Consider the following 21,964-nt stretch of genomic DNA (forward strand, 5'->3'; position numbering starts at 1 on the left):
GCTTGAAGCGACTTGAGTACGTACTGCGATTCCATCACTCGTGCGCGATGGCCGCCAGCACATTCATGCGGGATGCACGCAACGCGGGCAGCAGGGCCGCGACCACGCCCACGACCGCCGATCCGATCACCACCGCGATGATCGTGGTCCACGGGATCGCGAACGCCTGCATGCCCTGCAGCGCCAGCACCTGCTGGATGCACACGCCCCACACCAGTCCCAGCGCGAGCCCCAGGACGGCGCCGAACACCGCGATCACGACCGACTCCAGCCGGATCATGCGGCGCAGCTGGCGCCGGGCGAGTCCGATGGCCCGCAGCAGGCCGATCTCCCGGGTCCGCTCGACGACCGACAGCGCAAGGGTGTTGACCACGCCGAGCACCGCGATGATGATCGCGAGCCCGAGCAGCGCGTACACGAGGTAGAGCAGGACCGCGATCTGGTCGCGGACCAGCTCCTTGTAGTCGGCGATGTCGCGGACGTCCACCTGCGGATACGGGTCGAGGGTGCCCTCCAGGTTCGCGCGCAGGTCGTCGGCGCTCGTGCCGGGGGAGGCGTTCACGTAGACAGCCGAGTCCTGCCCGCCGGGCGCGTAGCTCTCGAGCGTGCTCATGCCGAAGTACAGCCCGCCCTGTGCCCCGAACCCTTCGGCGGCGTCCTGGTCGGTCAGCGCCCCTACCGTCAGCTCGGCGGTACGTCCGCCCTGGAACTCGACCGGGACGGTGCTGCCGACGCGCACGCCGTGGTCCCGCGCGAAGTCCAGGTCCATGGCGAGACGCCCGTTGGCCAGCGCGGCGGTCGAGTCCCCCTGCGCGTACGTGATGTTGGCGACGTCGTCGAGCTTCGGGTCGTAGGCCGCGGCGGTCGTCTCGACGCGGTCGCCGTCCGGGAGGGTGGCCGCGACCGTCGTGAGCCGTGTGCGCACGACCAGGCCCACTCCCTCCGTGTCGCGCACCGCGTCGGTGACCTCCTCGGGGAAGGGCACGAAATTGGCGTTCTGTACGACGAAGTCGGCGCCCAGCGTCTTGTCGATCTGCTCGTCGAACGACTTGGTCATCGAGGCGCTCGCCACCGACATCCCGCCGACCAGCGCCAGCCCGACCATCAGGGCCGCCGCGGTCGCGCCGGTACGGCGGGGGTTGCGCAGGGCGTTGCGCTGGCTCATCCGGCCGACCGAACCGAACAGCGCCGGGAAGGCACCGCCGAGGACCCGGATCACCGGGCGTACCAGCAGCGGGCCCGCGATGACCGTCGCGATGAGCGTCAGGACTATGCCGAGGCCGAGCAGGGAGGCCGCCGACGACGTCTCCGTCGCCGTGGCACAGCCCACCAGCGCCGCCGCGCCCAGCGCCCCGACGACCGCGCCCACCACCGCGCGCACCCGCAGCGGCTTTCCCACGTCGGCGATCTCGGCGTCCGCGAGTGCCGCCATCGGCGACACACCCGCCGCGCGCCTGGCCGGGAGATACGCCGCCACGAAGGTGACGCCGAGGCCGACGACGTACGCCGAGACGGGTGTCGCCACGCCGATCACCATGTCGGCGGACCTGATGTTCATGCCGAGCAGGCCCATCAGCTCGATGAGCCCGACCGCGAGCCCGATGCCGGTGGCCAGGCCGAGTGTGGAGCCGACGAGGCCGAGCAGCAGCGCCTCGGTGAGGACCGAGCGGCGCACCTGACGGCGGTCCGCGCCGAGCGCCCTCAGCAGCCCCAGTTCCCGGGTGCGCTGGGCGATCAGCATCGAGAAGGTGTTGACGATGAGGAACACACCGACCAGGACGGCGATCCCGGCGAAACCGAGCATCACGTACTTGATGACGTCGAGGAATCCGCCCAGCTGCTCCACGTCCGACTCGGCCTGCTCGTCGGCGGTCCGGAAGTCGAGGGTTTCCGTGCCCAGCGCGGCGGCCACGCGCTGCTTGAGCTGCGGGTCGCTGACGCCGTCCGCCGCGTCCACGGAGATGCTGGTGCCGGCGTCCGGGTCGCCCAGCAGCTTGGTCTGCGCGGTCTCGGTGTCGAAGAAGACCAGCGCGGCACCGGGGTTGGTGGTGGTGAACGTGGCGATGCCGACGACCTCGGCCTTGAACGAGCCGGGCGCGGCGATCACGGTGAGCGTGTCCCCGATCGCCACGTCCTTGGTGTCGGCGGTGTCCGCGTCGAGCAGGACCTGGTTCGGCCCCTCGGGGGCGTGACCGGAGGTCAGCTCGACGGGGCTACGGTCGGTCGGGTTCCAGATGGTGCCGATCGTCGGGGCGCCGGTGGTGGGGCCCACCGACTCGTTGTCCTCGTCGGCGACGGTGATGCCCTCCACGTCCACGTCCAGACGGGCCGACTCGGCCCCCTCGACCCGGGCCGCGCGGTCCACGAGCGAGGCGGGCAGGGTGGGGGTGAAGCCGGAGGGCAGTGCTTCGTCGAGGTTCTCCTTCGGGCTGACGGTGACGTCGGCCGCGGTCGAGGCGAAGAGCCGGTCGAAGGTACGGCTCACCGTGTCCGAGAAGATCAGGCTGCCCGCGACGAACGCCACGGACAGGATCACGGCCAGCGCGGACAGCAGCAGCCGTCCCTTGTGGGCGAGAAAGCTCCGGAGCGTCGCCTTGAGCACGGGGTCAGTCCTCCTGGGAGGGCGCGGCGTCGTCGTACTGACCGCGGATCACGTCGAACCGCTTCATCCGTTCCAGGACCGCTTCCGCCGTCGGCCGCTCCATCTCGTCGACGATCCGTCCGTCACCGAGGAACAGCACCAGGTCGGAGTGGGCGGCGGCGCCCGGGTCGTGGGTGACCATGACGACCGTCTGCCCGAGGCTGTCGACCGCGTCGCGCAGAAAGCCCAGCACCTCAAGGCCGGACCGTGAGTCGAGGTTGCCGGTCGGCTCGTCGGCGAAGATCAGCTCGGGGCGGGAGGCGAGCGCGCGGGCGCAGGCGACGCGCTGCTGCTGGCCGCCGGACAGCTGCGACGGCCGGTGCGTCAACCGGTCCCGCAGCCCGAGCGTGTCGATGACCTGGTCCAGCCACTTCTCGTCGGGCTTCCTGCCCGCGATGTCCATGGGCAGCGTGATGTTCTCGGCCGCGTTCAGCGTCGGGATCAGGTTGAACGACTGGAACATGAATCCGATCCGGTCCCGCCGCAGCCGGGTCAGCTCCCGCTCCCTGAGTCCCGTGATCTCGGTGTCGCCGAGCCACACCTGGCCCGCCGAGACGGTGTCCAGCCCCGCCAGACAGTGCATCAGCGTGGACTTCCCGGAGCCCGACGGCCCCATCACCGCCGTGAACCGGCCGCGCGTGATGTCCACGTCCACCGAGTCGAGGGCGAGGACCGTCGTCTCACCTGAGCCGTACGCCTTGGTCAGACCGCGGGCGCGGGCCGCGATCCCGTCGGCCGAGGCCTGCTCCACAGCAGAAGCGGACAAGGCTGCCTCCTCGATTCGGGACATCGCGACTTCCTTGTCAGGGCCGAGCGTAATGTGATCCGGCACACACTCGTATCCCCCTTGGGTCCTGTTGGGCCCCGGTCGGGCTCATCCCATGGGATGAGCCCCTTGGGGTGAGTCCTTGCCGTCGCTAGCATTTCGGCGCTAGCTTTGAGGCATGGCGAAGACCCAGCTGAACGTACGCGTGGACGAAGGCACCGCCCGCGCGGCTCGCGAACGTGCCCTGGCCCGCGGCATGAGCGTCAACCGCTACATCGAAGAGCTGGTCAGACAGGACACCGGGGAGGTGGGCCACACGTTCGTGGAGGCCGCCGCCGACTTCATGAAGCAGTACGAGTCCGTGTTCGCCGAAGAGTTCGGCCCGGACCGTGAAGGCACACGTGAGAGCCGTCCCGCAGGCACACGCGAAGGTCGCCGCTGATCCGTTGAGCCATCTCAGAATCGACCTCGCCTGGCTGCTCATGCTCGCCGAACAGAACACTCCCGGAGACCCCCAGGTCACCGACTGGGGCGCGCTCGTCGCCGCCGTCGCACGCCATGAGGCCGAGATATTCGATGTCCCTGTCTACGACACCCCTCAAGCTCGAGCCGCCTCGCTGCTGCAACTGCTGATCCACGTGCCCGCGCTGGAGCGCTCCAACGCCCTGTTCGCCTCCGCCGTCGCGTATGCCTACCTCGTCGCCAGCGGCCTGAAGGTCGTCACCTCCCCGGAGCAGGTCCGCGACCTGGCCCGGCTGGTCAAGAGCGGTGAGGCCACGGTGCACGACATCGCGCAGGAACTGCGGCAGTGGAGCCTATGAGGTGACCGTAGGCCGCCACGCCGTGCCCAGGACGCAGTACGAAGTCGGCAGCGTCGGCCCGTTCTCCGGCATCAGCACCCGCCGGTACGGGCCGAGTTCGAATCCGGCGGCCCGCAGTCCGGCGATCGGGTCCCGGGCCACATGGCAGCCGCCGTTCAGCCGCGGCCACACCGTGCCGTCCAGTGCGCGCTGGGTGAAGCGCATCATCCGGCCACCGCCCCTGCCGTGCTCGAAGAACCGCACGGCACCGCCGGGCCGCAGCACCCGCCGTACCTCGCCGAGCGCCCGCGAGACGTCCCGCACACTGCACAGCACCAGCGACAGCACCACCGCGTCGAAGGCCTCGCTCTTGACCGGCAGCGCCTCCGCCGCCCCCGGCACCACATCCACCGGCACTTCGGCGCGCAGCGCGGACTCCACCGCCAACTGCCGCAGCAGACGCTCCGGTTCGATGGCGACGACCTCCGAGACCGCGCTCGGATAGTGCGCGAAGTTCAGGCCGTTGCCCGCGCCGATCTCGATCACCCGCCCGGAGAGCCCGGTCAGCATGCGGTCGCGGACGGCGCCCATCCCCATGCGTGACTCGGCGGCGACGCTGACACGGGCGTAGTACCGGGCGAACAGCGGATGGTGCACGGGATCCCGTGACACCTTGCCGGAGCCGGTGGCGGGCCGTAGCGGCATGGCGACCTCCTGGGCGGATGGAGTGCCCTACCGCGATTGTCCCCCGTACACGCCCCGCGCACCCCCCCCACCGTTCGCGGGTCGCGGTCAGCAGACGCGGGTCACGGTGCCTCGCGCACTCGGAATGCCTCCGCGTCCCACACGCCCTCCAGCCGTGGTGCCAGCCAAGTCGGCGCCGCCGCACGGAAGCCGGCGGGCTCGAGGGACCCGGCACCGGCGGGCAGCGCGCCCAGCAGCGGGGCGTCGGCGACGATCGGCAGGTCCGCGAGATTGCAACGGGATGCCAGGTCGGGTGCCTTGGGCCAGCTGCCGATCACGATTCCCGCCAAGTCGAGCTGACCGGACCGGATTTCGCGCGCCGTCAGTTCCGTCGTGTTCAACGTGCCCAGCCCCGCCGCCGCCACGACCAGTACCGGCGCCGCCAGCAGCCGCGCCGCGTCCGCCAGCGTGCCGCCCGCCGGGTCGAACCGTACGAGAAGCCCGCCCGCTCCCTCCACCAGCACCAGATCGTGCTCGGCGGCCAGCTTGGCGGCGGCCTCGGCGATGTCGTGCGGATGGACCGGCGCACATCCTGCGCGTCGAGCGGCCGTCGCCGGTGCCAACGGGTCGGGATACCGGGCGAGTTCGACCGCCGTCACGGCACCCGCGAGCCGCGCGACCTCGTCGGCGTCCCCGCGCTCGTCCGGTCGTACGCCCGTCTGCGCGGCCTTCAGGACGGCCACCGACCTCCCGGCCGCGAGCGCGACGGCGGCGACGGCGGCCGTCGTGACGGTCTTGCCCACCTCCGTGCCCGTGCCCGTGATCACCAGGACCGGCATGTCATCCCTCCCGCGCCGCCGCGCACACCGCGCGCGCGATCCGTGCCACGTCCGTGTCGTCCGTGACATACGGCGGCATCGTGTAGACGAGGTCGCGGAACGGCCGCAGCCACACGCCCTCGCGCACGGCCGCCGCCGTGGCCGCCCGCATGGCCGCCTCGTCGAGGGGGCGGCCGAGCTGGACGACCCCGATGGCGCCGAGGACGCGGACATCACGGACACCCGGGAGCGCCGCGGCCTCGGCCAGCCCCTCCCGCAGCCCCGCCTCGATCCGCTTGACCTCCGCGAGCCAGTCCTGGCCGAGCAGCAGCTCGATCGAGGCGCAGGCCACCGACGCGGCCAGCGGATTGCCCATGAACGTCGGGCCGTGCGCCAGCACCGGCACCTCGCCGCGCGAGATGCCCTCGGCCACCCGGGATGTGCACAGGGTGGCGGCCATCGTCATATAGCCGCCGGTCAGCGCCTTGCCGACGCACATCACATCGGGTGTCACCGCCGCGTGCTCCGCCGCGAACAGCGCGCCCGTCCGCCCGAACCCGGTCGCGATCTCGTCGAACACCAGCAGCACGCCGTACGCGTCGCACGCCTCACGCAGCACCCGCAGATATGCGGGGGAGTGGAACCGCATCCCGCCCGCGCCCTGCACGACCGGCTCGACGATCACCGCGGCCAGGTCGTCGGCGTGCAGCTCGATGAGCGCGCGCAGGTGGTCGGCGTACGCCTCGTCGTACTCCGTCGGCGGCGCGTCGGCGAACACCTGGCGCGGGAGCACGCCGGTCCACAGGTCGTGCATCCCGCCCTCGGGGTCGCACACCGACATCGGCTGCCAGGTGTCGCCGTGATAGCCGCCGCGCCAGGTCAGCAGGCGCTGCTTCGCCGGGCGGCCCATCGAGCGCCAGTACTGGAGGCACATCTTGACCGCGACCTCGACGGACACCGAACCGGAGTCGGCGAGGAAGACATGCTCCAGGCCGTCGGGCGACATGTCGACAAGGTGCTTCGCGAGCCGTACGGCGGGCTCGTGCGTGAGCCCGCCGAACATCACATGGCTCATCCGGCCGAGCTGCTCGCGCGCCGCCTCGTCGAGCACGGGGTGGCGGTAGCCGTGGATCGCCGACCACCAGGACGACATGCCGTCGATCAACTCGCCCCCGTCGTCCGCGAGTCTCAGCCGGACCCCGCTCGCCGACTCCACGACGAGCGGCTCCACCACGCCCGGCATGGGCCCGTAGGGATGCCAGACGTGCCGCCGGTCGAGGTCCAGCAGCTCGGCGACGGTCAGGTCAGGCATTGGGCGCGAGGTCCGTTCCGGCCCCCCGACGGCGGACGGCGACGAGGTCCGTACGGGCCTCGTTGACCTGAGGTCCGTCGGTTGCCGAAGCACACCCTCCGCCGCCCTCGTGGCACCCGCCGGCCGCCCGGTGCTCCGGCAGCGTCACCTGGTCCGAGCCCTCCACCTCGAACCCGGCGTCCGCGATCATCTCCAGGTCCGCCTTGCCCGCCTGGCCCTCGGTGGTCAGGTAGTCGCCGAGGAAGATGGAGTTGGCCAGGTGCAGGGCGAGGGGCTGCATCGTGCGCAGATGGACCTCACGGCCGCCCGCGATCCGCACCTCGACGTCCGGGCAGACGAACCGCACCATCGCGAGAATGCGCAGACAGCGCTGCGGGGTGAGGTGCCACTCCTTGGCGAGCGGGGTGCCCTCGACCGGGATCAGGAAGTTGACCGGAACCGAGTCCGGGTCCAGCTCACGCAGCGAGTGGACGACGTCGACCAGGTCCTCGTCCGACTCGCCCATGCCCGCGATCAGGCCCGAGCAGGCGGACAGCCCGGCCGCGTGCGCCTTCTGCACGGTGTCGACGCGGTCGGCGTAGGTGTGGGTGGTGGTGATGTCGCCGTACGTCGCCTCGGAGGTGTTGAGGTTGTGGTTGTAGGCGTCGGCGCCGGCCTCGCGCAGCCGCTCGGCCTGTCCGTCGGAGAGCAGACCGAGACAGGCGCACACCTCGACGCCCTCGTTCTGCTCCTTGATCGCCTTGATGGTGCCCGCGACCCGGTCCACGTCACGGTCGGTGGGACCGCGTCCGGACGCCACCAGACAGACCCGCTTGGCACCTCCGGCCAGCCCGGCAGCCGCCGCCTGGGAGGCCTGGTCGGGCTTGAGCCAGGTGTACTTCAGGATTCCGGTCGTCGAGCCCAGCCGCTGGGAGCAGTAGGAGCAGTCCTCCGGGCACAAGCCGGACTTGAGGTTGACGAGGTAGTTGAGTTTCACCCGTCGGCCGAACCAGTGCCGGCGCACCTTGCCGGCCGCGGCCACCACATCGAGCAGGTCGTCGTCGGAGGTGGCGAGGACGGCCAGTGCTTCCTCGCGGGTCGGCAGCTCGCGCCGAAGCCCCTTGTCCACCAGCGTGTTCAGCAGGTCCATGAGGTCCGATCCTGTCCTACGGAACCGCCCCGGGCCAAGGAGAGATCGGACAACAGAGGCGGTTCGACGTGTGGGTATTGCCACATCATGGGCGGCTGGCCCGACGACTAGTGTCTGTGCACTGCCTACAAAAGCCCCGGAGGAGTCATGGCGTTCGGCTGGATCGACGAACAGGCGGAGCTGCGCCGCCGCGCCGGACTGGTACGGACCCTGCGCCCCCGCCCCGCCGACTCGCCGCTGCTCGACCTCGCGAGCAACGACTACCTGGGCCTGGCCCGCCACCCCGAGGTCGTCGAGGGCGCCGCCTCCGCGGCCCGCACCTGGGGCGGCGGCGCCACCGGCTCCCGCCTGGTCACCGGCACGACCGCGCTCCACGCCGAACTGGAACGCGAGCTGGCGGACTTCTGCGGCTTCGAGGCGGCCCTGGTGTTCTCCTCCGGCTACGCGGCCAACCTCGCCGCGGTCACCGCGCTGGCCCCGCACGGCTCACTCATCGTCTCCGACGCCGGCAACCACGCCTCGCTGATCGACGGCTGCCGGCTGGCCCGCGGCACCACCCAGGTCGTCGCACACGCCGACCCGGACGGCGTACGCAAGGCACTGCGGACCCATGACGGGCCCGCCGTCGCCGTGTCCGACACGGTCTTCTCGGTCGACGGCGACGCCGCCCCGCTGACCGGGCTCGCGACGGCATGCCGGGAGCACGGCGCCGGTCTGGTCGTCGACGACGCCCACGGTCTCGGCGTCCTCGGCGACGGCGGGCGCGGCGCCCCGCACGCGGCGGGACTCGCGGGCGCGGACGATGTCGTGGTGACGGTCACGCTGTCCAAGTCGCTCGGCAGCCAGGGCGGCGCCGTACTCGGACCCGCCCGGGTCATCGCGCATCTGGTCAACGCGGCCCGCACGTTCATCTTCGACACGGGCCTGGCCCCCGCCGCGACGGGGGCGGCCCTGGCGGCGCTCAGGCTGCTGCGCCGTGAGCCGGAGCGGGCGGCGCGGGCGCGTGCGGTGGCACGCGAACTCCACGCACGCCTGACCGCCGCGGGTCTGGAAGCGGTACGTCCGGACGCCGCGGTCGTCTCCGTGCGCGCGCCGTCCCCGGAGGGCGCCGTGCGGTGGGCGGCCGACTGCCGTACGGCAGGTCTCGCCGTGGGCTGCTTCCGTCCTCCTTCCGTGCCCGACGGCATCTCACGGCTGAGGCTCACCGCCCGAGCTGACCTCTCCGAGGACCAGATCGAGCGCGCGGTGGGAGTGATCGGCGAGACGCGACCATGAGTCGGCGTGCATGGCCGTGCGTCGCGTGAACTGATTCAGAGGGGGCGCGAGGTGCGTGTGATCACCGGAGCGCGGCCGTGAATCCCGCCCAGCTCTCGGGAGAGAAGAGCAGCGCGGGTCCGGCCGGGTCCTTGGAGTCGCGTACGGCCAGCAGCCCGGCCCCGGGGCCGGAGAGCGGCCGGGCCGTCTCGACGCAGTTGTTCGCTCCGGTGCTGTAGCTGCTGCGCAGCCATTGCACACCGTGCAGTTGAGTACTGGACGTCACGTTCCGAGGCAGTGCAGACATGGTGCCTCCTTACACGCCGGCGCCTATCCCGGCGATGTAGTCCAACGAGTCCTCGGGCGAAAGGGCGTGGAACTGAAGGGTGTTGAAGGCCTCGGTGTAGGCCTGGAGGTCTTCTTTCCGCTCGAGGTAGAGGCTACTCGTCAAGTGGTCGAGAACAACCACGTCCAGATCAGAAGTGCTCGAAAATGAGAAAATAACGAAAGGCCCGGTGATGCCGATGTGGGCACCGGCCGCGAACGGCAGGACCTGAAGCCGCACTTGGGGGTAGCGCGCCGCCTCGATCAGCCGCTCCAACTGCCGTGCCATGACGTCCGGCCCGCCGATCTCCCGGTGCAGCACCGCCTCGTCGAGCACCGCGCTCAGCGCCAGAGGCGGCCGCGAGCGCAGCACGTCCTGCCTGGCCAGGCGCACTTCCACCAGCGTGTCCAGCCGGTCGTCGGCGTCCTCGTCCAGCCCGCCGACCGCGGCCCGGGTCACCGCCCGCGCGTACTCCGGCGTCTGCAGCAGCCCCGGGACGACGGAGGTCTCCAGCGTGCGCATCGCGCTGGCCTGGGATTCCAGGCTGATGAAATCCCGGTACGTCGGCGGCAGCACGCCCCGGTACGCATGCCACCAGTGGTGCCGCCCGGCACTGTCGTCCTGTCCCGCCAACACCAGCAGCAACTCCCGTAGTTGGGGATCCGCCACTCCGTAGGCGTCGAGGAGTAACCGCACATCGGCCGGTTTCACCCCGCTCGCGCCGGTCTCGATGCGGCTCACCTTCGACTGGTGCCAGCCCACGAGCCGGGCCGCCTCGCCGCTCGTGAGCCCGGCGCCGGTGCGCAGCGTGCGCAATTCGGCGCCCAGTTTTCGGCGGCGTACCGCGGGACCGTGCTGCATGGGCTCCTCCTTACTCCTTCCGGGCCGCCCAAATACGGTCTGCCGTCGCAGAGTTCACCGCTTCGAGCGACAGATATATGCATATCTTGGTGGATCGCACCCGTGACCGGCCCGGTAGTGGCAGTCTGGCGACGAAGCACCAGTCCGGGACCGTACTCGAACCCTCCGCTCCATGTCGGACTGCGGTCCCGTGGGAAAGGGACGACGTCGCCATGGCAGACCATCTGGAAGCATCCGTCACTCTGCCGAGCGATCCCGCCTCGGTCTCCGCCGCCCGCACCTACGTGGTCGGCACCCTGGGGGAATGGGGACTGCCGGCCGACACGGAACTGGCCGACACCATCCGCCTCATCGTCTCGGAACTCGCCACCAACGCCGTACAGCACACGTTCGGGCAGTCACCCACCTTCACGGTGGACCTCGAACTCGACCGTGACGAACAACTGCGCATCGGAGTCACCGACAGCCATCCGCGTTTTCCCAAACGACTGCCCGCGGCCGTCCAGCAGGACAACGGCCGCGGGCTCGTGATCATCCGTTGGCTGACCGCCGAGTTCGGCGGCAAGCTGAGAATCCGGCCCACCCGGGAGGGCGGCAAGACGGTCTCCATCGAACTGCCGTGGACGGTACCGGCGCGGCCCGTGACGACGACAGCGGTGCAGCAGGACCCTTAGAGATCAGGCCTGGTGCGGGATGACGCGGTGGCGGCGCGTCAGGGCGCCGCCACCGCGTCGCTCAGGTCACTTCACCCGGCCGTACCAGACGCTCCTGGTCCAGATCTTCTGCAGCCTCACGACGTCCCCGGTCTTCGGGGAGTGCCAGATCTTTCCCTTCCCGGCGTAGATGCCGACGTGGTACACGTTCGAGCCCGAGTGGAAGAACACCAGGTCTCCGGCCTTGCGGCTCTTGGCCGAGATGTGGCGCGTCTTGTTGTACTGCTGAGCGGCCGTCCGCGGCAGGCTCTTGCCCGCCTTCTTGTACGAGTACAGCGTCAGCCCCGAGCAGTCGAACCGGCGCGGCCCCGTGGCGCCGTACTTGTACGGTGCGCCCTTCTTGGAAGCCGCGACCTGGAGCGCCTTCGTCGCCGGAGTCGCTGCCGCGGCATCCGAGGAGAGACCTGGCACCACGACGGAGCCGCCCACGGCGGCCAGAGTGAGGGCCGAGGCCGTACCGGCTCGGGCCATCAGCGACGGGACACGATTCAGCGCAGTCATGCGCAACCCTTCGTCAGCCGCCTGTGAAGGATGACCTGTCGGATTCGGGCTGGCGAAGTTGCCCGGCCGCTGACGCGGCTTCACCCCAAGGGCTGCTCGACCCGGTCATGGCGTGACCGTTCCGGCGACCCGTCGTGCTTGGGTCCTCCACTCCTGCCGATCCACTTCTGTCGACCGGTCATCCGGGCGGCGGCAGGATTAGGCGTCCGCCCGGACCGCCCCGCCGCTGCGGCGGGGGCTTGTCGTCAGACACGGATCTTCACTCACGCGTGAGTGAAATACCCAATGGAATCGGCGATTTGTGGGGTTACTCACCACTCACCCGTTCGGGTGGACACCCCTGTGTTCGGGTGGATGTCGAGGGCCCCACGCACCCCCGGACCAGCGCGAAAACCGCTCACCCGCCCCGGAGGCCAGTGGGCTGCGCAACCCCGGCGGTCCCAAAAAACGACAAGCATCTACTCCGAACAGGGGTACGTCATTTGGTCCGTTTGAGTCCCGGTCCGGGCGACTGTGCGTCAACTGTCGGAGCGCGGCGGCACGATGACGCGCGCCGTCCGGCGCTCGCCGTCCAGCACACGCAGCGCCCGCGTGAGCGTCGGTGCGTGCAGCTCGGTCTCGCCCCGCTGGTGCATCAGCGCCAGCGCGTCGCGCAGCTCGGTCGCCTTGGCCACCAACGCCTGGGCGGCGCGCAGTCCGCGGTAGGTGTCCCCGTGGTGCGCCGGGTTGATCCGGCCCAGCAGGTCGACCACATCGAGATAACGGTCGATCAACTCGCCCTCGGCGCGCGTGAGGGCGGGCAGCGGCGGGAGTTCGGGTGGGAGCACGGGCGCGTCACTTCCCGGTGGGCGGAGCCATGGTGGCCTTGCGGCTGGGGATGATCCGGTCCACCAGCCCGTACTCCAGGGCCTGCTGCGCCGTGAGGATCTTGTCCCGCTCGATGTCCGCGCTCACCTGCTCACGCGTGCGCCCGGTGTGCCGTACGAGCATCTCCTCCAGGCGGCCCCTGATCCGCGTCAACTCCTCGGCGTGGATGGCCAGGTCGCTGGCCTGTCCCTCGATCGGCTCGGGCAGCCCCGGCTGATGGATCACCAAGCGCGCGCCCGGCAGCGCGAACCGCTTGCCCGGTGTGCCCGCGGCCAGCAGCACGGCGGCGGACGCGCCCGCCTGGCCCAGGCAGATCGTCTCCACGTCGCAGGTGACGTACTGCAGCGTGTCGTAGATCGCCGACATCGCGCTGAAGGAGCCGCCGGGGGAGTTGATGTAGAGCGAGATGTCCCGGTCGGGGTCCTGGTACTCGAGGTGCATGAACTGCGCCATCACGTCGTTCGCCGAAGTGTCGTCGATCTGGGTACCGAGAAAGACGATCCGCTCCTCCAGCAGCTTCGAGTACGGGTCCATCGTCTTCTGCCCGAAGCTGGTGCGCTCCGTGAACTCGGGCAGGACATAGCGGGCGGACGGTCGGGTCATGACGAACCCCTCCTCGGCAGTGCTGTCTCTGTAAAAAACGTACAGGATGTACGTAGTGAGCGGGAGGGGGTCCCCGTAAGCTGGTGGCATGGCCTACGAGATTCCGGTGACGCAAGCCAGGGCTGAGCTCGCCGACCTGATCAACAAGGTGGTGTACGGCGGGGAGCGCGTCGTCGTGACACGGCACGGCAAGCCCCTCGTCGCCCTTGTCTCCGCCGCCGACCTCGAACGGCTCGAGCGGCTGGAGCCCGCTGATGAGCAGGTGATCAGCTCGGTTTCCGCTGTCCGTGAACTCGCCTCGCCTCCCCGGGAACGGCAGCGGTTCGGCATTGCTGCGGAGCATCGGGGAGGCGATCAGGGGTAGCGCTCGCCGGTGCGGGTCGGTGGGGGCTTGTCGCGCAGTTCCCCGCGCCCCTGACGGGGCGCTTTCAGTTGACCGGCGATAGCTCGCGTGCCCCCTCCTTCGGTGCGTTCCCCTTCGTCCGCCTCTTGAGTGCGTTCCCGAGCAGTACCGCGCCCAGGCCCAGTGCCGCCCACGAGGTCAGCGTCAACGCGGGGCCGGTTGCCGCCGCGCCGTCGAAGAAGGACACCGAGCGCAGCAGGGTCGTCCCCGCGCCGGGCGGCAGCCACTGGCCGATCGTCCCGGCGGGATCCGGCAGCATCTGCGGGGCCGAGGCCGCCGCGGACCACGGGTTGCCGAAGAGCATCACCACACCGGCGGCGAGCCCCGTGCCGGCGGGACCGATGAGCGCGCTGAGTCCGGCGACGGCGGCGCTCACGGCCAGGGTGGCCAGGCCGAGCGAGCCGGCCTCCGCCCACCAGTCACCGGTGAGGACGTTCAGCCAGCTGTCCGCGATCGCGGTCGCCGCGACGCCGACCAGGGCGGCGGCGCCGATCAGTGCGGCCACGGCGCGCAGCCCGCGCAGCCCGAGGAAGGTCACCGCCGCGCCGGCCGCCATGCCGGCCAGCGCGAGCGGCAGCACGCTCGCGTTGAGGGCCGCGCCGCGTGGATCGTTCTCGGGGGCGGGGACGACGTCGACCGTCCTGACCGGGTTCATGTCGGCGGACGCCTGCTGCAGGAGTTGCGCGACGACCGGGCTCGCGGCCGTGGAGGTCAGCAGGGCAGGGCCGTCGGGGGTGACGACGATCGCGCCGTATACGGTCCGGTCCTCGATGGCGTCCCGGGCGGAGGCCTCGTCGGCGTAGCGACGGACGTCGAACGCGCCCTTCTTCTGTGCCAGTCGCTCCTCCACCTGCGTCGTCGCGGCGGCGGGCCCGGCCACGCCGAGCGGCAGGTCGTGCGGCGCGGTGCGGGCGGCGGGCCAGGCGAAGGCCCACAGCGCCAGGGCCGCGACGACCGGGACGAGCACGAGGATCGCGAGCAGGCGGCGGGTCTGCGACGGGGCTGACGTGGTGACGGTGGACATGGGTTTCCCCTCGGATCGGCGAGGTGCGAGTTTTAAAAGAAGGATCGTTCGTTTTTGCTGTATCGTCAGCGTCTTGCGGATGCCCTGCCTTGTCAAGAAGGAATGTTCGTTTTAGTTTTGGCGCCATGGCCCGCGTATCCCAGGCACACCTCGACGCCCGCCGCCGCCAGATCATGGACGGCGCCGCCCGCTGCTTCGCCCGTAACGGCTTCCACGCCACGTCCATGCAGGATGTGCTGAAGGAGGCGGATCTCTCGGCCGGCGCGGTGTACCGCTATTTCAGCGGGAAGGACGAGCTGATCACCGCGATCTTCACCGAAGTGCTCGGGGAGGTGCGCATGTCCTTCGAGGCCGCCGCCGAGCAGACCCCGCCCCCGCCGCCGGACGTCCTGATCGGCTCGGTGCTGGGCCGGACCTATGGTGCGCGGGCCCATCTGACCGTCGACGGCGAGCCGGTGTTCCCGCGGCTGATCATCCAGGTCTGGGCGGAATCACTGCGCAACAAGGACCTGGCCGCCGTCATGCGCGAGGGCTTCGGGGCGATTCGCCTGACCTGGGGACGGATCGTCGAGGGATACCAGGATGCCGGGATGATGCCGAGGGACGTGCCCCCGGATCATGTGGCGCGGACCATGATCGCCGCCGTGCAGGGGTTCATCGCCCAGCAGACGGTGTTCGGGCCGGCCCCCGTCGAGGTTCTCCAGAGCGGCCTGCGGGCGTTGATGGGCGCACGGGACCCGCAGCCCGAAGCCTGATGGATCACCGCCCGGTTAACGTGCCCGAAACTCGTGACAACGTGCCTGAAACTCCTGCCAACTAGCCTGCCCATCCACGCCACCAGGCACTTTGCCCCGTGGCCGCGGCAACCGGACCCGCACGGTCCGGAGCGAGGATGAGAGGTGGGACGTGCAACTGACCCCGCACGAGCAGGAGAGGCTGCTCATCCACGTGGCGGCCGACGTGGCCGAGAAGCGCCGGGCCCGCGGCCTCAGGCTCAACCACCCCGAGGCGGTCGCCCTCATCACCGCGCACATCCTCGAAGGCGCCCGCGACGGACGTACCGTCGCCGAGCTCATGGCCTCCGGACGCAAGCTGCTCACCCGGGACGACGTCATGGACGGCATCCCCGAGATGATCCACGACGTCCAGGTCGAGGCGACCTTCCCCGACGGCACCAAGCTCGTCACCGTCCACGACCCGATCGTCTGAGGGGCCGGCCGATGAATCCCGGAGCGCCCAAGAATCCCGGAGTGAGCCGATGATCCCCGGTGAGATCCTGTTCGCGGACGAGCCCGTTGTGTACAACGAGGGCCGCGAGGTCACCAGCCTGACCGTCCTGAACGCCGCCGACCGGCCCGTCCAGGTCGGCTCCCACTACCACTTCGCCGAGGCCAACCCCGGTCTGGACTTCGACCGCGCCGCCGCCCGCGGCAAGCGGCTCAACATCGCCGCCGGTACGGCCGTACGGTTCGAGCCCGGTATCCCCGTCGACGTCGAACTCGTCCCCCTCACCGGCGCCCGTGTCGTGCCCGGGCTGCGCGGGGAGACCGGAGGTGCCCTCGATGCCTGAGATCTCGCGTGCCGCGTACGCCGACCTGTTCGGCCCGACCACCGGCGACCGGATCCGGCTGGCCGACACCGATCTGCTGATCGAGATCGAGGAGGATCGTTCCGGCGGGCCAGGACTCGCCGGTGACGAGGCCGTGTTCGGCGGGGGCAAGGTCATCCGCGAGTCCATGGGCCAGTCGCGTGCTACGCGCGCAGACGGCACCCCGGACACGGTCATCACGGGCGCCGTGGTGATCGACCACTGGGGGATCGTCAAGGCCGACATCGGCATCCGAGACGGCCGGATCACCGGCATCGGCAAGGCCGGCAACCCCGACACGATGGACGGGGTGCACCCCGACCTCGTCATCGGCCCCGAGACCGAGGTCATCGCGGGCAACGGGCGGATCGTGACGGCGGGCGCCATCGACGCGCACGTCCACTTCATCTGCCCGCAGATCGCCGACGAGGCGCTGTCCTCCGGCATCACCACGCTGATCGGCGGCGGCACGGGCCCGGCCGAGGGCTCGAAGGCGACGACGGTCACCCCCGGCCCGTGGCATCTGGCCCGGATGCTGGAGGCGATGGAGGCCTACCCCGTCAACTTCGGTCTGCTGGGCAAGGGCAACACCGTCTCGCGCGAGGCGATGCTGTCGCAGATCCGTGGTGGAGCGCTGGGCTTGAAGCTGCATGAGGACTGGGGATCCACTCCGGCCGTCATCGACGCCTCGCTGACCGTGGCGGATCAGACGGGCATTCAGATCGCCATCCACACGGACACCTTGAACGAGGCCGGTTTCGTGGGCGACACGCTCGCCGCGATCGCCGGACGCGGCATCCACGCGTATCACACGGAGGGCGCGGGCGGCGGGCACGCGCCCGACATCATGACCGTGGTGTCCGAGCCGCATGTGCTGCCGAGCTCGACGAACCCGACGCGGCCGTTCACGGTGAACACCGCCGAGGAACACCTCGACATGCTGATGGTGTGCCACCACCTGAACGCGGCCGTGCCGGAGGACCTGGCCTTCGCCGAGTCCCGGATCCGGCCGTCCACCATCGGCGCCGAGGACATCCTGCACGACCTGGGCGCCATCTCGATCATCTCCTCGGACTCCCAGGCCATGGGCCGGGTCGGCGAGGTCATCATGCGGACGTGGCAGACGGCGCACGTGATGAAGCGGCGGCGGGGTGTACTGCCGGGTGACGGTCGCGCGGACAATCGTCGAGTACGTCGCTATGTCGCCAAGTACACGATCAACCCGGCGCTCGCGCAGGGCCTGGCGCGCGAGATCGGCTCCGTCGAGACCGGCAAGCTCGCCGACCTCGTGCTGTGGGAGCCGGCGTTCTTCGGCGTCAAGCCGCAGCTCGTCATCAAGGGCGGGCAGATCGCGTACGCGCAGATGGGCGACGCCAACGCCTCCATTCCGACCCCGCAGCCGATCCTGCCGAGGCCGATGTTCGGCGCGATCGGGCGGGCGCCCGCGTCCAACTCGGTCAACTTCGTCGCCCCGTTGGCGATCGAGGACGGGCTGCCGGAGCGGCTGCAGCTCGGCAAGTCGTTCGTCGCCATCGCGTCGACGCGTGCCGTCACCAAGGCCGACATGCGGGAGAACGACGCACGGCCGCAGGTGCGGGTCGATCCCGACAGCTTCGCCGTGCACATCGACGGGGAGCTGGTCGAGGCGACCGCCGCCGCCGAACTGCCCATGGCCCAGCGTTACTTCCTCTTCTGAGGGCGGGTCCGATGTCCAGGGCAGCGCTCCTCGTTCTGGCCGACGGCCGGTTTCCCGCCGGAGGGCATGCGCACTCCGGCGGGGCCGAGGCCGCGGTCAAGGCCGGGCGGATCACCGGGGCGGCGAGTCTGGAGGCCTTCTGCCGGGGGCGGTTGCATACGGCGGGTCTGGTGTCGGGGGCGCTGGCGGCGGCCGCCGCGGTGGGGGTCGATCCGGTGGCGCTGGATGCGGCGGCGGATGCGCGGACACCGTCCGAGGCGTTGCGTGGTGCCGCGCGGAAGCTGGGGCGGCAGTTGATGCGGGCCGCTCGGGCGACGTGGCCGTCTTCCGAACTCGACGCGCTGGCACGGGAGTTTCCCAAGGGGGCGCATCAGCCGGTGGTGCTGGGGCTTGCGGCGCGGGCTGCCGGGTTGGGGGCTGTGGATGCGGCGTACTGCTCGGTGTATGAGTCTGTGAGCGGGGCGGCTTCGGCGACGGTGCGGTTGTTGAGTCTTGATCCGTTCGATGCGACGGGGGTTCTGGCGCGGTTGGCGCCCGAGATGGACCTGGTGGCGGATCGGGCGGTGGAGGCGGCTCGGCGGGTGGCCGACGAGGGGGTCGGGGTGTTGCCCGCGGGTTCGGCTCCGTTGTTGGAGATCGGGGCGGAGGTGCATGCGGCTTGGGCTGTACGGCTGTTCGCGTCCTAGGGGATTCTTCGCCCCGCCGCCCCTACCCGTCCCATCCCTGGGGGCTCGCCCCCAGACCCCCGTATCGGCCTTGCGGCCTCGTCCTCGAACGCCGGACGGGCTAGTTGGTATTGGAGCCGCTTCTATGCATCTTGACCACTCTCACGAGGGCGTTTCCGCCATCAGCGCCGACGCCCGCCGTCCCGACGGCTCCCGTCGTGCCCTTCGTATCGGGCTCGGTGGGCCCGTCGGTTCCGGGAAGACCGCCACCGTTGCCGCGCTGTGTCGTGCCCTGCGTGACGAACTGTCCCTTGCCGTGGTCACCAACGACATCTACACGCGCGAGGACGCCGAGTTCCTGCTCAAGGAGGCCGTGTTGCCGCCGGAGCGGATCACCGCTGTGGAGACGGGGGCCTGTCCGCACACGGCGATTCGGGACGACATCTCGGCGAATCTGGAAGCCGTGGAGGATCTGGAGGACGAGGTCGGGCCGCTCGATCTGATCCTCGTCGAATCCGGCGGTGACAACCTCACCGCCACCTTCTCCAAAGGGCTCGTCGACGCGCAGATCTTCGTGATCGATGTCGCCGGAGGGGACGACATTCCACGGAAGGGCGGACCCGGCGTCACCACCGCCGATCTGCTGGTCGTGAACAAGACCGACCTCGCCCCGTACGTCGGCTCCGACCTGGCGCGGATGGCGGCCGATGCCAAGGCGCAGCGGGCCGAACTGCCGGTCGTGTTCCAGTCGTTGAGGAGCGAGGCCGGGGTGGCGGACGTCGCCGGGTGGGTGCGGGCGCAGCTCGCTTCGTGGCGGGCGTGACCGTGACCGGTGTGCGGGCGACCGCGAGGATCGGCGCCCGGGAGGACGGACGCGGCGGTACGGCTCTGCCGCTGCTGGAGGGAGAGGGGCCGATCGCCCTGCGGCGTACGCGGGGGAGTGGCTCTCAGGCGCATGTCATGCTCGTCGGCGCGATGAGCGGGCCGCTCGGCGGGGACCACTTCACGGTGGTCGCGGACGTGGCAGCAGGAGCCCGGCTGCGGGTCGGGTCGGCCGCGGCGACCATCGCGCTGCCCGGGCAGGCGAAGGGCGAGGCGCGCTACGACGTGCGGCTCTCCGTCGCCGACGGAGGTGAACTGCGCTGGCTGCCCGAGCAGTTGATCTCGGCTGGCGGCAGCGAACTGTACGTCGGCACACAGGTCGACCTCGGTGCGGGCGCCCGGCTCGTGCTGCGCGAGGAACAGGTGCTCGGCCGCGTCGGTGAGGAACCCGGCAGGCTCACCAGTCGTCTCACTGTGCGGATCGCGGGGCGGACCGTCCTCGACCAGGAGCTGGCGTGCGGGCCCGGGGCGCCGGGAGGCTGGGACGGGCCCGCCGTCCTCGGTGGGTATCGGGCCGTGGGGCAACTGGTCGTCGTACGACCGGAGTTCGCGACCGAGCCCGCGGTGGCCCGGGTCATCGGGGAGACGGCTGCCGTGACGCCGCTCGCCGGGCCCGCCGCGCTGGTCACGGCCGTCGCGCCGGACGCGCTGCGGCTGCGCCGGGTGCTGGACGAGGCGCTGACGGTTCTGGGAGAGGGTTCCGGCCAGCGAACGGCGTAATCCGGTTATCGGATTGGCAAAGAACGGTCGTCAACCCTGTTCTCAGGGATCACACAGCCGAGAGGATCCCCGTACTCATCACAACGACGTACGGGGAGGTCCCACTTGAGGGACATGCGACCAAAAGGCCGGGTTGCGGCGCTCGGTTCGGCCGGAGTGCTCGTCACGGCGACCCTGATAGCGGGTGCTGTCGCGGCGCCCACCGCCGGCGCGACCAGCCGGCACGGTCAGGACCGCGAGGCCCGTGGCGTGTCGCTGGCCGCAGCCCGTGCCGCGAAGGCCGGGATCGACTGGCAGGACTGCCCCGCCGACTGGGGACTCGAGAAGCCCATCCAGTGCGGCTGGGTCACCGTCCCGCTCGACTACGCCAAGCCCCACGGCAAGCAGATCAAGCTCGCCGTCGACCGCATCGGCAACACGGGCACCAAGGCGGAGCGCCAGGGTGCCCTCATCTACAACCCCGGCGGCCCCGGCGGTTCGGGCCTGCGCTTCCCGCGCCGGGTCACCACCAAGGCGCCGCTCTGGGTGAACACGGCGAAGGCGTACGACTTCGTGGGCTTCGACCCGCGCGGTGTCGGCCACTCGGCGCCCATCTCCTGCGCCGATCCACAGGAGTTCGTGAAGGCGCCCAAGCTGGACCCGGTGCCGGACTCCGAGGCCGACAAGCGCGCCCAACGCAAGCTCGCCGCCGAGTACGCGGCCGGCTGCAAGGAGCGCAGCGGCGAGATGCTGCCGCACATGACGACGCCGAACACCGCACGTGACCTGGACGTCATCCGGGCCGCCCTCGGCGAGAAGAAGCTCAACTTCCTCGGCGTCTCCTACGGCACGTACATCGCCGCCGTCTACGGCACGATGTTCCCGACGCATGTGCGCCGCATGGTCGCCGACAGCGTCGTCAACCCGTCGCGCGAGAAGATCTGGTACGAGGCCAACCTCGACCAGGACGTCGCCTTCGAGATGCGCTGGAAGGACTGGCAGGACTGGGTCGCCAAGAACGACGCGACCTATCACCTGGGCGACACTCGGGCCGAAGTCCAGGCCCAGTGGCTGAAGTTGAGGGCCGCGGCCAAGAAGAACCCGATCGGCGGGCTCGTCGGTCCTGCCGAGCTCGTCGGTTTCTTCCAGAGCGCTCCGTACTACGACTCCGCGTGGGCGCCCACCGCCCAGGTGTGGAGCAAGTACGTCGCGGGTGACACCCAGGCGCTCGTCGACGCCGCCGCTCCCGACCTGTCGGACACCGCGGGCAACGCCGCCTCGGAGAACGGCAACGCCGTCTACACCGCCGTCGAGTGCACCGACGCCAAGTGGCCCACCAGCTGGAAGAAGTGGGACCGCGACAACACCGAGCTGCACAAGAAGTACCCGTTCATGACGTGGGCCAACGCCTGGCTGAACCTGCCGTGCGCCACCTGGCCGGTCAAGCAGCAGACCCCGGTGAACGTGAAGACCGGCAAGGGTCTGCCGGGCGTGCTGATCGTGCAGTCCACGCGTGACGCGGCCACCCCGTACGCGGGAGCCGTCGAACTGCACAAGCGTTTCAAGGGCTCCCGCCTGATCACCGAGAAGAACGCGGGCTCCCACGGCGTGACCAGCCTGGTCAACCCGTGCATCAACGAGCGGGTGGACACCTACCTGCTGACCGGCAAGCTGGACGGCGCCGACGTGACCTGCGCACCGCACGCCACGCCCAAGCCGTAAAGAGTCGTACG

25 protein-coding genes and 1 riboswitch are annotated in these 21,964 nt (G+C 70.5%); of the genes, 13 read left to right on the forward strand and 12 right to left on the reverse strand.

The features are described 5' to 3' along the window. Window positions 1-34: 34 nt before the first annotated feature. Both OG828_RS41620 and OG828_RS41625 read right to left on the reverse strand, forming a co-directional pair. Window positions 35-2,602 (reverse strand): ABC transporter permease, encoded by a 2,568-nt coding sequence (locus OG828_RS41620; protein ID WP_328504066.1) that lies wholly within the window; start codon window positions 2,600-2,602, stop codon window positions 35-37. A gap of 4 nt (window positions 2,603-2,606) precedes the next feature. After that, window positions 2,607-3,431 carry an ABC transporter ATP-binding protein gene (locus OG828_RS41625; protein WP_328368858.1) on the reverse strand — a complete coding sequence of 275 codons (825 nt, stop codon included), beginning with the start codon at window positions 3,429-3,431 and terminating at the stop codon, window positions 2,607-2,609. Between the two features lie 154 nt (window positions 3,432-3,585). Between OG828_RS41625 and OG828_RS41630 the strand changes: the two genes are divergently transcribed. After that, complete coding sequence (locus OG828_RS41630) at window positions 3,586-3,849, forward strand: toxin-antitoxin system HicB family antitoxin (protein ID WP_210571094.1); 264 nt, start codon at window positions 3,586-3,588, stop codon at window positions 3,847-3,849. A gap of 4 nt (window positions 3,850-3,853) precedes the next feature. Continuing rightward, on the forward strand, window positions 3,854-4,228 hold the full coding sequence (locus OG828_RS41635) for a fic family toxin-antitoxin system, toxin component (RefSeq protein WP_210571095.1): 375 nt from the start codon (window positions 3,854-3,856) through the stop codon (window positions 4,226-4,228). Here OG828_RS41635 and OG828_RS41640 read toward each other — a convergent pair. From OG828_RS41640 to bioB, 4 genes are all read right to left on the reverse strand, one after another. Next, window positions 4,223-4,912: a class I SAM-dependent methyltransferase gene (locus OG828_RS41640; RefSeq protein ID WP_328504067.1), complete on the reverse strand. Its 690-nt coding sequence runs from the start codon at window positions 4,910-4,912 to the stop codon at window positions 4,223-4,225. The two genes, OG828_RS41635 and OG828_RS41640, sit on opposite strands and share 6 nt — an antisense overlap. Before the next feature lie 101 nt (window positions 4,913-5,013). Beyond that, window positions 5,014-5,730 carry a dethiobiotin synthase gene (gene bioD, locus OG828_RS41645; protein ID WP_328368868.1) on the reverse strand — a complete coding sequence of 239 codons (717 nt, stop codon included), beginning with the start codon at window positions 5,728-5,730 and terminating at the stop codon, window positions 5,014-5,016. 1 nt (window position 5,731) lies between these two features. Further along, the gene (locus OG828_RS41650) at window positions 5,732-7,021 is read right to left on the reverse strand and encodes an adenosylmethionine--8-amino-7-oxononanoate transaminase (RefSeq protein WP_328504068.1); all 1,290 of its coding nucleotides are present in this window, start codon (window positions 7,019-7,021) and stop codon (window positions 5,732-5,734) included. Continuing rightward, window positions 7,014-8,150, reverse strand: a complete 1,137-nt coding sequence (gene bioB, locus OG828_RS41655) for a biotin synthase BioB (RefSeq protein ID WP_328368874.1) — start codon at window positions 8,148-8,150, stop codon at window positions 7,014-7,016. Before bioB ends, OG828_RS41650 begins: the two co-directional genes overlap by 8 nt. A gap of 147 nt (window positions 8,151-8,297) precedes the next feature. On the opposite strand from bioB, the gene OG828_RS41660 reads away from it, so the two are divergent. Then, complete coding sequence (locus OG828_RS41660) at window positions 8,298-9,425, forward strand: 8-amino-7-oxononanoate synthase (protein WP_328368877.1); 1,128 nt, start codon at window positions 8,298-8,300, stop codon at window positions 9,423-9,425. A gap of 61 nt (window positions 9,426-9,486) precedes the next feature. Here OG828_RS41660 and OG828_RS41665 read toward each other — a convergent pair whose 3' ends face one another. After that, window positions 9,487-9,711 carry a DUF397 domain-containing protein gene (locus tag OG828_RS41665; protein ID WP_301978072.1) on the reverse strand — a complete coding sequence of 75 codons (225 nt, stop codon included), beginning with the start codon at window positions 9,709-9,711 and terminating at the stop codon, window positions 9,487-9,489. Window positions 9,712-9,720: 9 nt separating this feature from the next. Further along, window positions 9,721-10,590 (reverse strand): helix-turn-helix domain-containing protein, encoded by an 870-nt coding sequence (locus tag OG828_RS41670; protein WP_328504069.1) that lies wholly within the window; start codon window positions 10,588-10,590, stop codon window positions 9,721-9,723. Window positions 10,591-10,802: 212 nt separating this feature from the next. On the opposite strand from OG828_RS41670, the gene OG828_RS41675 reads away from it, so the two are divergent. After that, the gene (locus OG828_RS41675; RefSeq protein WP_328441757.1) at window positions 10,803-11,264 is read left to right on the forward strand and encodes an ATP-binding protein; all 462 of its coding nucleotides are present in this window, start codon (window positions 10,803-10,805) and stop codon (window positions 11,262-11,264) included. Window positions 11,265-11,330: 66 nt separating this feature from the next. On the opposite strand, the gene OG828_RS41680 is transcribed toward OG828_RS41675, so the two are convergent. The 3 genes from OG828_RS41680 to OG828_RS41690 form a co-directional block, all read right to left on the reverse strand. Continuing rightward, window positions 11,331-11,804 carry a C40 family peptidase gene (locus OG828_RS41680; RefSeq protein ID WP_210571104.1) on the reverse strand — a complete coding sequence of 158 codons (474 nt, stop codon included), beginning with the start codon at window positions 11,802-11,804 and terminating at the stop codon, window positions 11,331-11,333. Between the two features lie 3 nt (window positions 11,805-11,807). Further along, window positions 11,808-12,006: riboswitch (cyclic di-AMP (ydaO/yuaA leader) on the reverse strand. A 316-nt stretch (window positions 12,007-12,322) separates the two neighbouring features. Continuing rightward, window positions 12,323-12,631 (reverse strand): hypothetical protein, encoded by a 309-nt coding sequence (locus OG828_RS41685; RefSeq protein ID WP_210571105.1) that lies wholly within the window; start codon window positions 12,629-12,631, stop codon window positions 12,323-12,325. A 7-nt stretch (window positions 12,632-12,638) separates the two neighbouring features. Beyond that, entirely contained in the window at window positions 12,639-13,274 is a 636-nt protein-coding gene (locus OG828_RS41690; protein WP_328368889.1) for an ATP-dependent Clp protease proteolytic subunit, read from the reverse strand. Between the two features lie 88 nt (window positions 13,275-13,362). Between OG828_RS41690 and OG828_RS41695 the strand changes: the two genes are divergently transcribed. Further along, on the forward strand, window positions 13,363-13,638 hold the full coding sequence (locus OG828_RS41695) for a type II toxin-antitoxin system Phd/YefM family antitoxin (protein ID WP_328368891.1): 276 nt from the start codon (window positions 13,363-13,365) through the stop codon (window positions 13,636-13,638). A 64-nt stretch (window positions 13,639-13,702) separates the two neighbouring features. On the opposite strand, the gene OG828_RS41700 is transcribed toward OG828_RS41695, so the two are convergent. Then, window positions 13,703-14,701 carry an ABC transporter permease gene (locus tag OG828_RS41700; protein WP_328504070.1) on the reverse strand — a complete coding sequence of 333 codons (999 nt, stop codon included), beginning with the start codon at window positions 14,699-14,701 and terminating at the stop codon, window positions 13,703-13,705. Window positions 14,702-14,826: 125 nt separating this feature from the next. Here OG828_RS41700 and OG828_RS41705 point away from each other — a divergent pair, with 125 nt between their 5' ends. The 8 genes from OG828_RS41705 to OG828_RS41740 all read left to right on the forward strand — a co-directional run bounded on the left by OG828_RS41705 (window position 14,827) and on the right by OG828_RS41740 (window position 21,953). Beyond that, window positions 14,827-15,456: a TetR/AcrR family transcriptional regulator gene (locus tag OG828_RS41705; RefSeq protein WP_328504071.1), complete on the forward strand. Its 630-nt coding sequence runs from the start codon at window positions 14,827-14,829 to the stop codon at window positions 15,454-15,456. 151 nt (window positions 15,457-15,607) lie between these two features. Beyond that, window positions 15,608-15,910 carry an urease subunit gamma gene (locus tag OG828_RS41710; protein ID WP_210571110.1) on the forward strand — a complete coding sequence of 101 codons (303 nt, stop codon included), beginning with the start codon at window positions 15,608-15,610 and terminating at the stop codon, window positions 15,908-15,910. Window positions 15,911-15,959: 49 nt separating this feature from the next. Continuing rightward, window positions 15,960-16,271: an urease subunit beta gene (locus OG828_RS41715; RefSeq protein ID WP_210571111.1), complete on the forward strand. Its 312-nt coding sequence runs from the start codon at window positions 15,960-15,962 to the stop codon at window positions 16,269-16,271. Then, complete coding sequence (locus OG828_RS41720; protein WP_328368901.1) at window positions 16,264-17,985, forward strand: urease subunit alpha; 1,722 nt, start codon at window positions 16,264-16,266, stop codon at window positions 17,983-17,985. Before OG828_RS41715 ends, OG828_RS41720 begins: the two co-directional genes overlap by 8 nt. An 11-nt stretch (window positions 17,986-17,996) precedes the next feature. Beyond that, window positions 17,997-18,671 carry an urease accessory protein UreF gene (locus OG828_RS41725; RefSeq protein ID WP_328504072.1) on the forward strand — a complete coding sequence of 225 codons (675 nt, stop codon included), beginning with the start codon at window positions 17,997-17,999 and terminating at the stop codon, window positions 18,669-18,671. A gap of 124 nt (window positions 18,672-18,795) precedes the next feature. Beyond that, window positions 18,796-19,473, forward strand: a complete 678-nt coding sequence (gene ureG / locus OG828_RS41730) for an urease accessory protein UreG (protein ID WP_328504073.1) — start codon at window positions 18,796-18,798, stop codon at window positions 19,471-19,473. Next, window positions 19,461-20,252, forward strand: a complete 792-nt coding sequence (locus tag OG828_RS41735) for an urease accessory protein UreD (RefSeq protein WP_328504074.1) — start codon at window positions 19,461-19,463, stop codon at window positions 20,250-20,252. Before ureG ends, OG828_RS41735 begins: the two co-directional genes overlap by 13 nt. Before the next feature lie 114 nt (window positions 20,253-20,366). Then, a complete protein-coding gene (locus tag OG828_RS41740; RefSeq protein ID WP_328505029.1) occupies window positions 20,367-21,953 on the forward strand; it encodes an alpha/beta hydrolase in 1,587 nt (528 codons plus the stop codon). Window positions 21,954-21,964 lie beyond the last annotated feature (11 nt).

It is taken from the genome of Streptomyces sp. NBC_00457 (genome assembly GCF_036014015.1).
Classification (GTDB): domain Bacteria; phylum Actinomycetota; class Actinomycetes; order Streptomycetales; family Streptomycetaceae; genus Streptomyces.

Coding starts and splice junctions, on each gene's coding strand:
- OG828_RS41625 (WP_328368858.1), bottom strand. CDS start 3,431: ATGTCCCGAATCGAGGAGGCAGCCTTGTCCGCTTCTGCTGTGGAGCAG.
- OG828_RS41630 (WP_210571094.1), top strand. CDS start 3,586: ATGGCGAAGACCCAGCTGAACGTACGCGTGGACGAAGGCACCGCCCGC.
- OG828_RS41640 (WP_328504067.1), bottom strand. CDS start 4,912: ATGCCGCTACGGCCCGCCACCGGCTCCGGCAAGGTGTCACGGGATCCC.
- bioD (WP_328368868.1), bottom strand. CDS start 5,730: ATGCCGGTCCTGGTGATCACGGGCACGGGCACGGAGGTGGGCAAGACC.
- OG828_RS41650 (WP_328504068.1), bottom strand. CDS start 7,021: ATGCCTGACCTGACCGTCGCCGAGCTGCTGGACCTCGACCGGCGGCAC.
- bioB (WP_328368874.1), bottom strand. CDS start 8,150: ATGGACCTGCTGAACACGCTGGTGGACAAGGGGCTTCGGCGCGAGCTG.
- OG828_RS41660 (WP_328368877.1), top strand. CDS start 8,298: ATGGCGTTCGGCTGGATCGACGAACAGGCGGAGCTGCGCCGCCGCGCC.
- OG828_RS41665 (WP_301978072.1), bottom strand. CDS start 9,711: ATGTCTGCACTGCCTCGGAACGTGACGTCCAGTACTCAACTGCACGGT.
- OG828_RS41670 (WP_328504069.1), bottom strand. CDS start 10,590: ATGCAGCACGGTCCCGCGGTACGCCGCCGAAAACTGGGCGCCGAATTG.
- OG828_RS41675 (WP_328441757.1), top strand. CDS start 10,803: ATGGCAGACCATCTGGAAGCATCCGTCACTCTGCCGAGCGATCCCGCC.
- OG828_RS41680 (WP_210571104.1), bottom strand. CDS start 11,804: ATGACTGCGCTGAATCGTGTCCCGTCGCTGATGGCCCGAGCCGGTACG.
- OG828_RS41690 (WP_328368889.1), bottom strand. CDS start 13,274: ATGACCCGACCGTCCGCCCGCTATGTCCTGCCCGAGTTCACGGAGCGC.
- OG828_RS41695 (WP_328368891.1), top strand. CDS start 13,363: ATGGCCTACGAGATTCCGGTGACGCAAGCCAGGGCTGAGCTCGCCGAC.
- OG828_RS41700 (WP_328504070.1), bottom strand. CDS start 14,701: ATGTCCACCGTCACCACGTCAGCCCCGTCGCAGACCCGCCGCCTGCTC.
- OG828_RS41705 (WP_328504071.1), top strand. CDS start 14,827: ATGGCCCGCGTATCCCAGGCACACCTCGACGCCCGCCGCCGCCAGATC.
- OG828_RS41715 (WP_210571111.1), top strand. CDS start 15,960: ATGATCCCCGGTGAGATCCTGTTCGCGGACGAGCCCGTTGTGTACAAC.
- OG828_RS41720 (WP_328368901.1), top strand. CDS start 16,264: ATGCCTGAGATCTCGCGTGCCGCGTACGCCGACCTGTTCGGCCCGACC.
- OG828_RS41725 (WP_328504072.1), top strand. CDS start 17,997: ATGTCCAGGGCAGCGCTCCTCGTTCTGGCCGACGGCCGGTTTCCCGCC.
- ureG (WP_328504073.1), top strand. CDS start 18,796: ATGCATCTTGACCACTCTCACGAGGGCGTTTCCGCCATCAGCGCCGAC.
- OG828_RS41740 (WP_328505029.1), top strand. CDS start 20,367: ATGCGACCAAAAGGCCGGGTTGCGGCGCTCGGTTCGGCCGGAGTGCTC.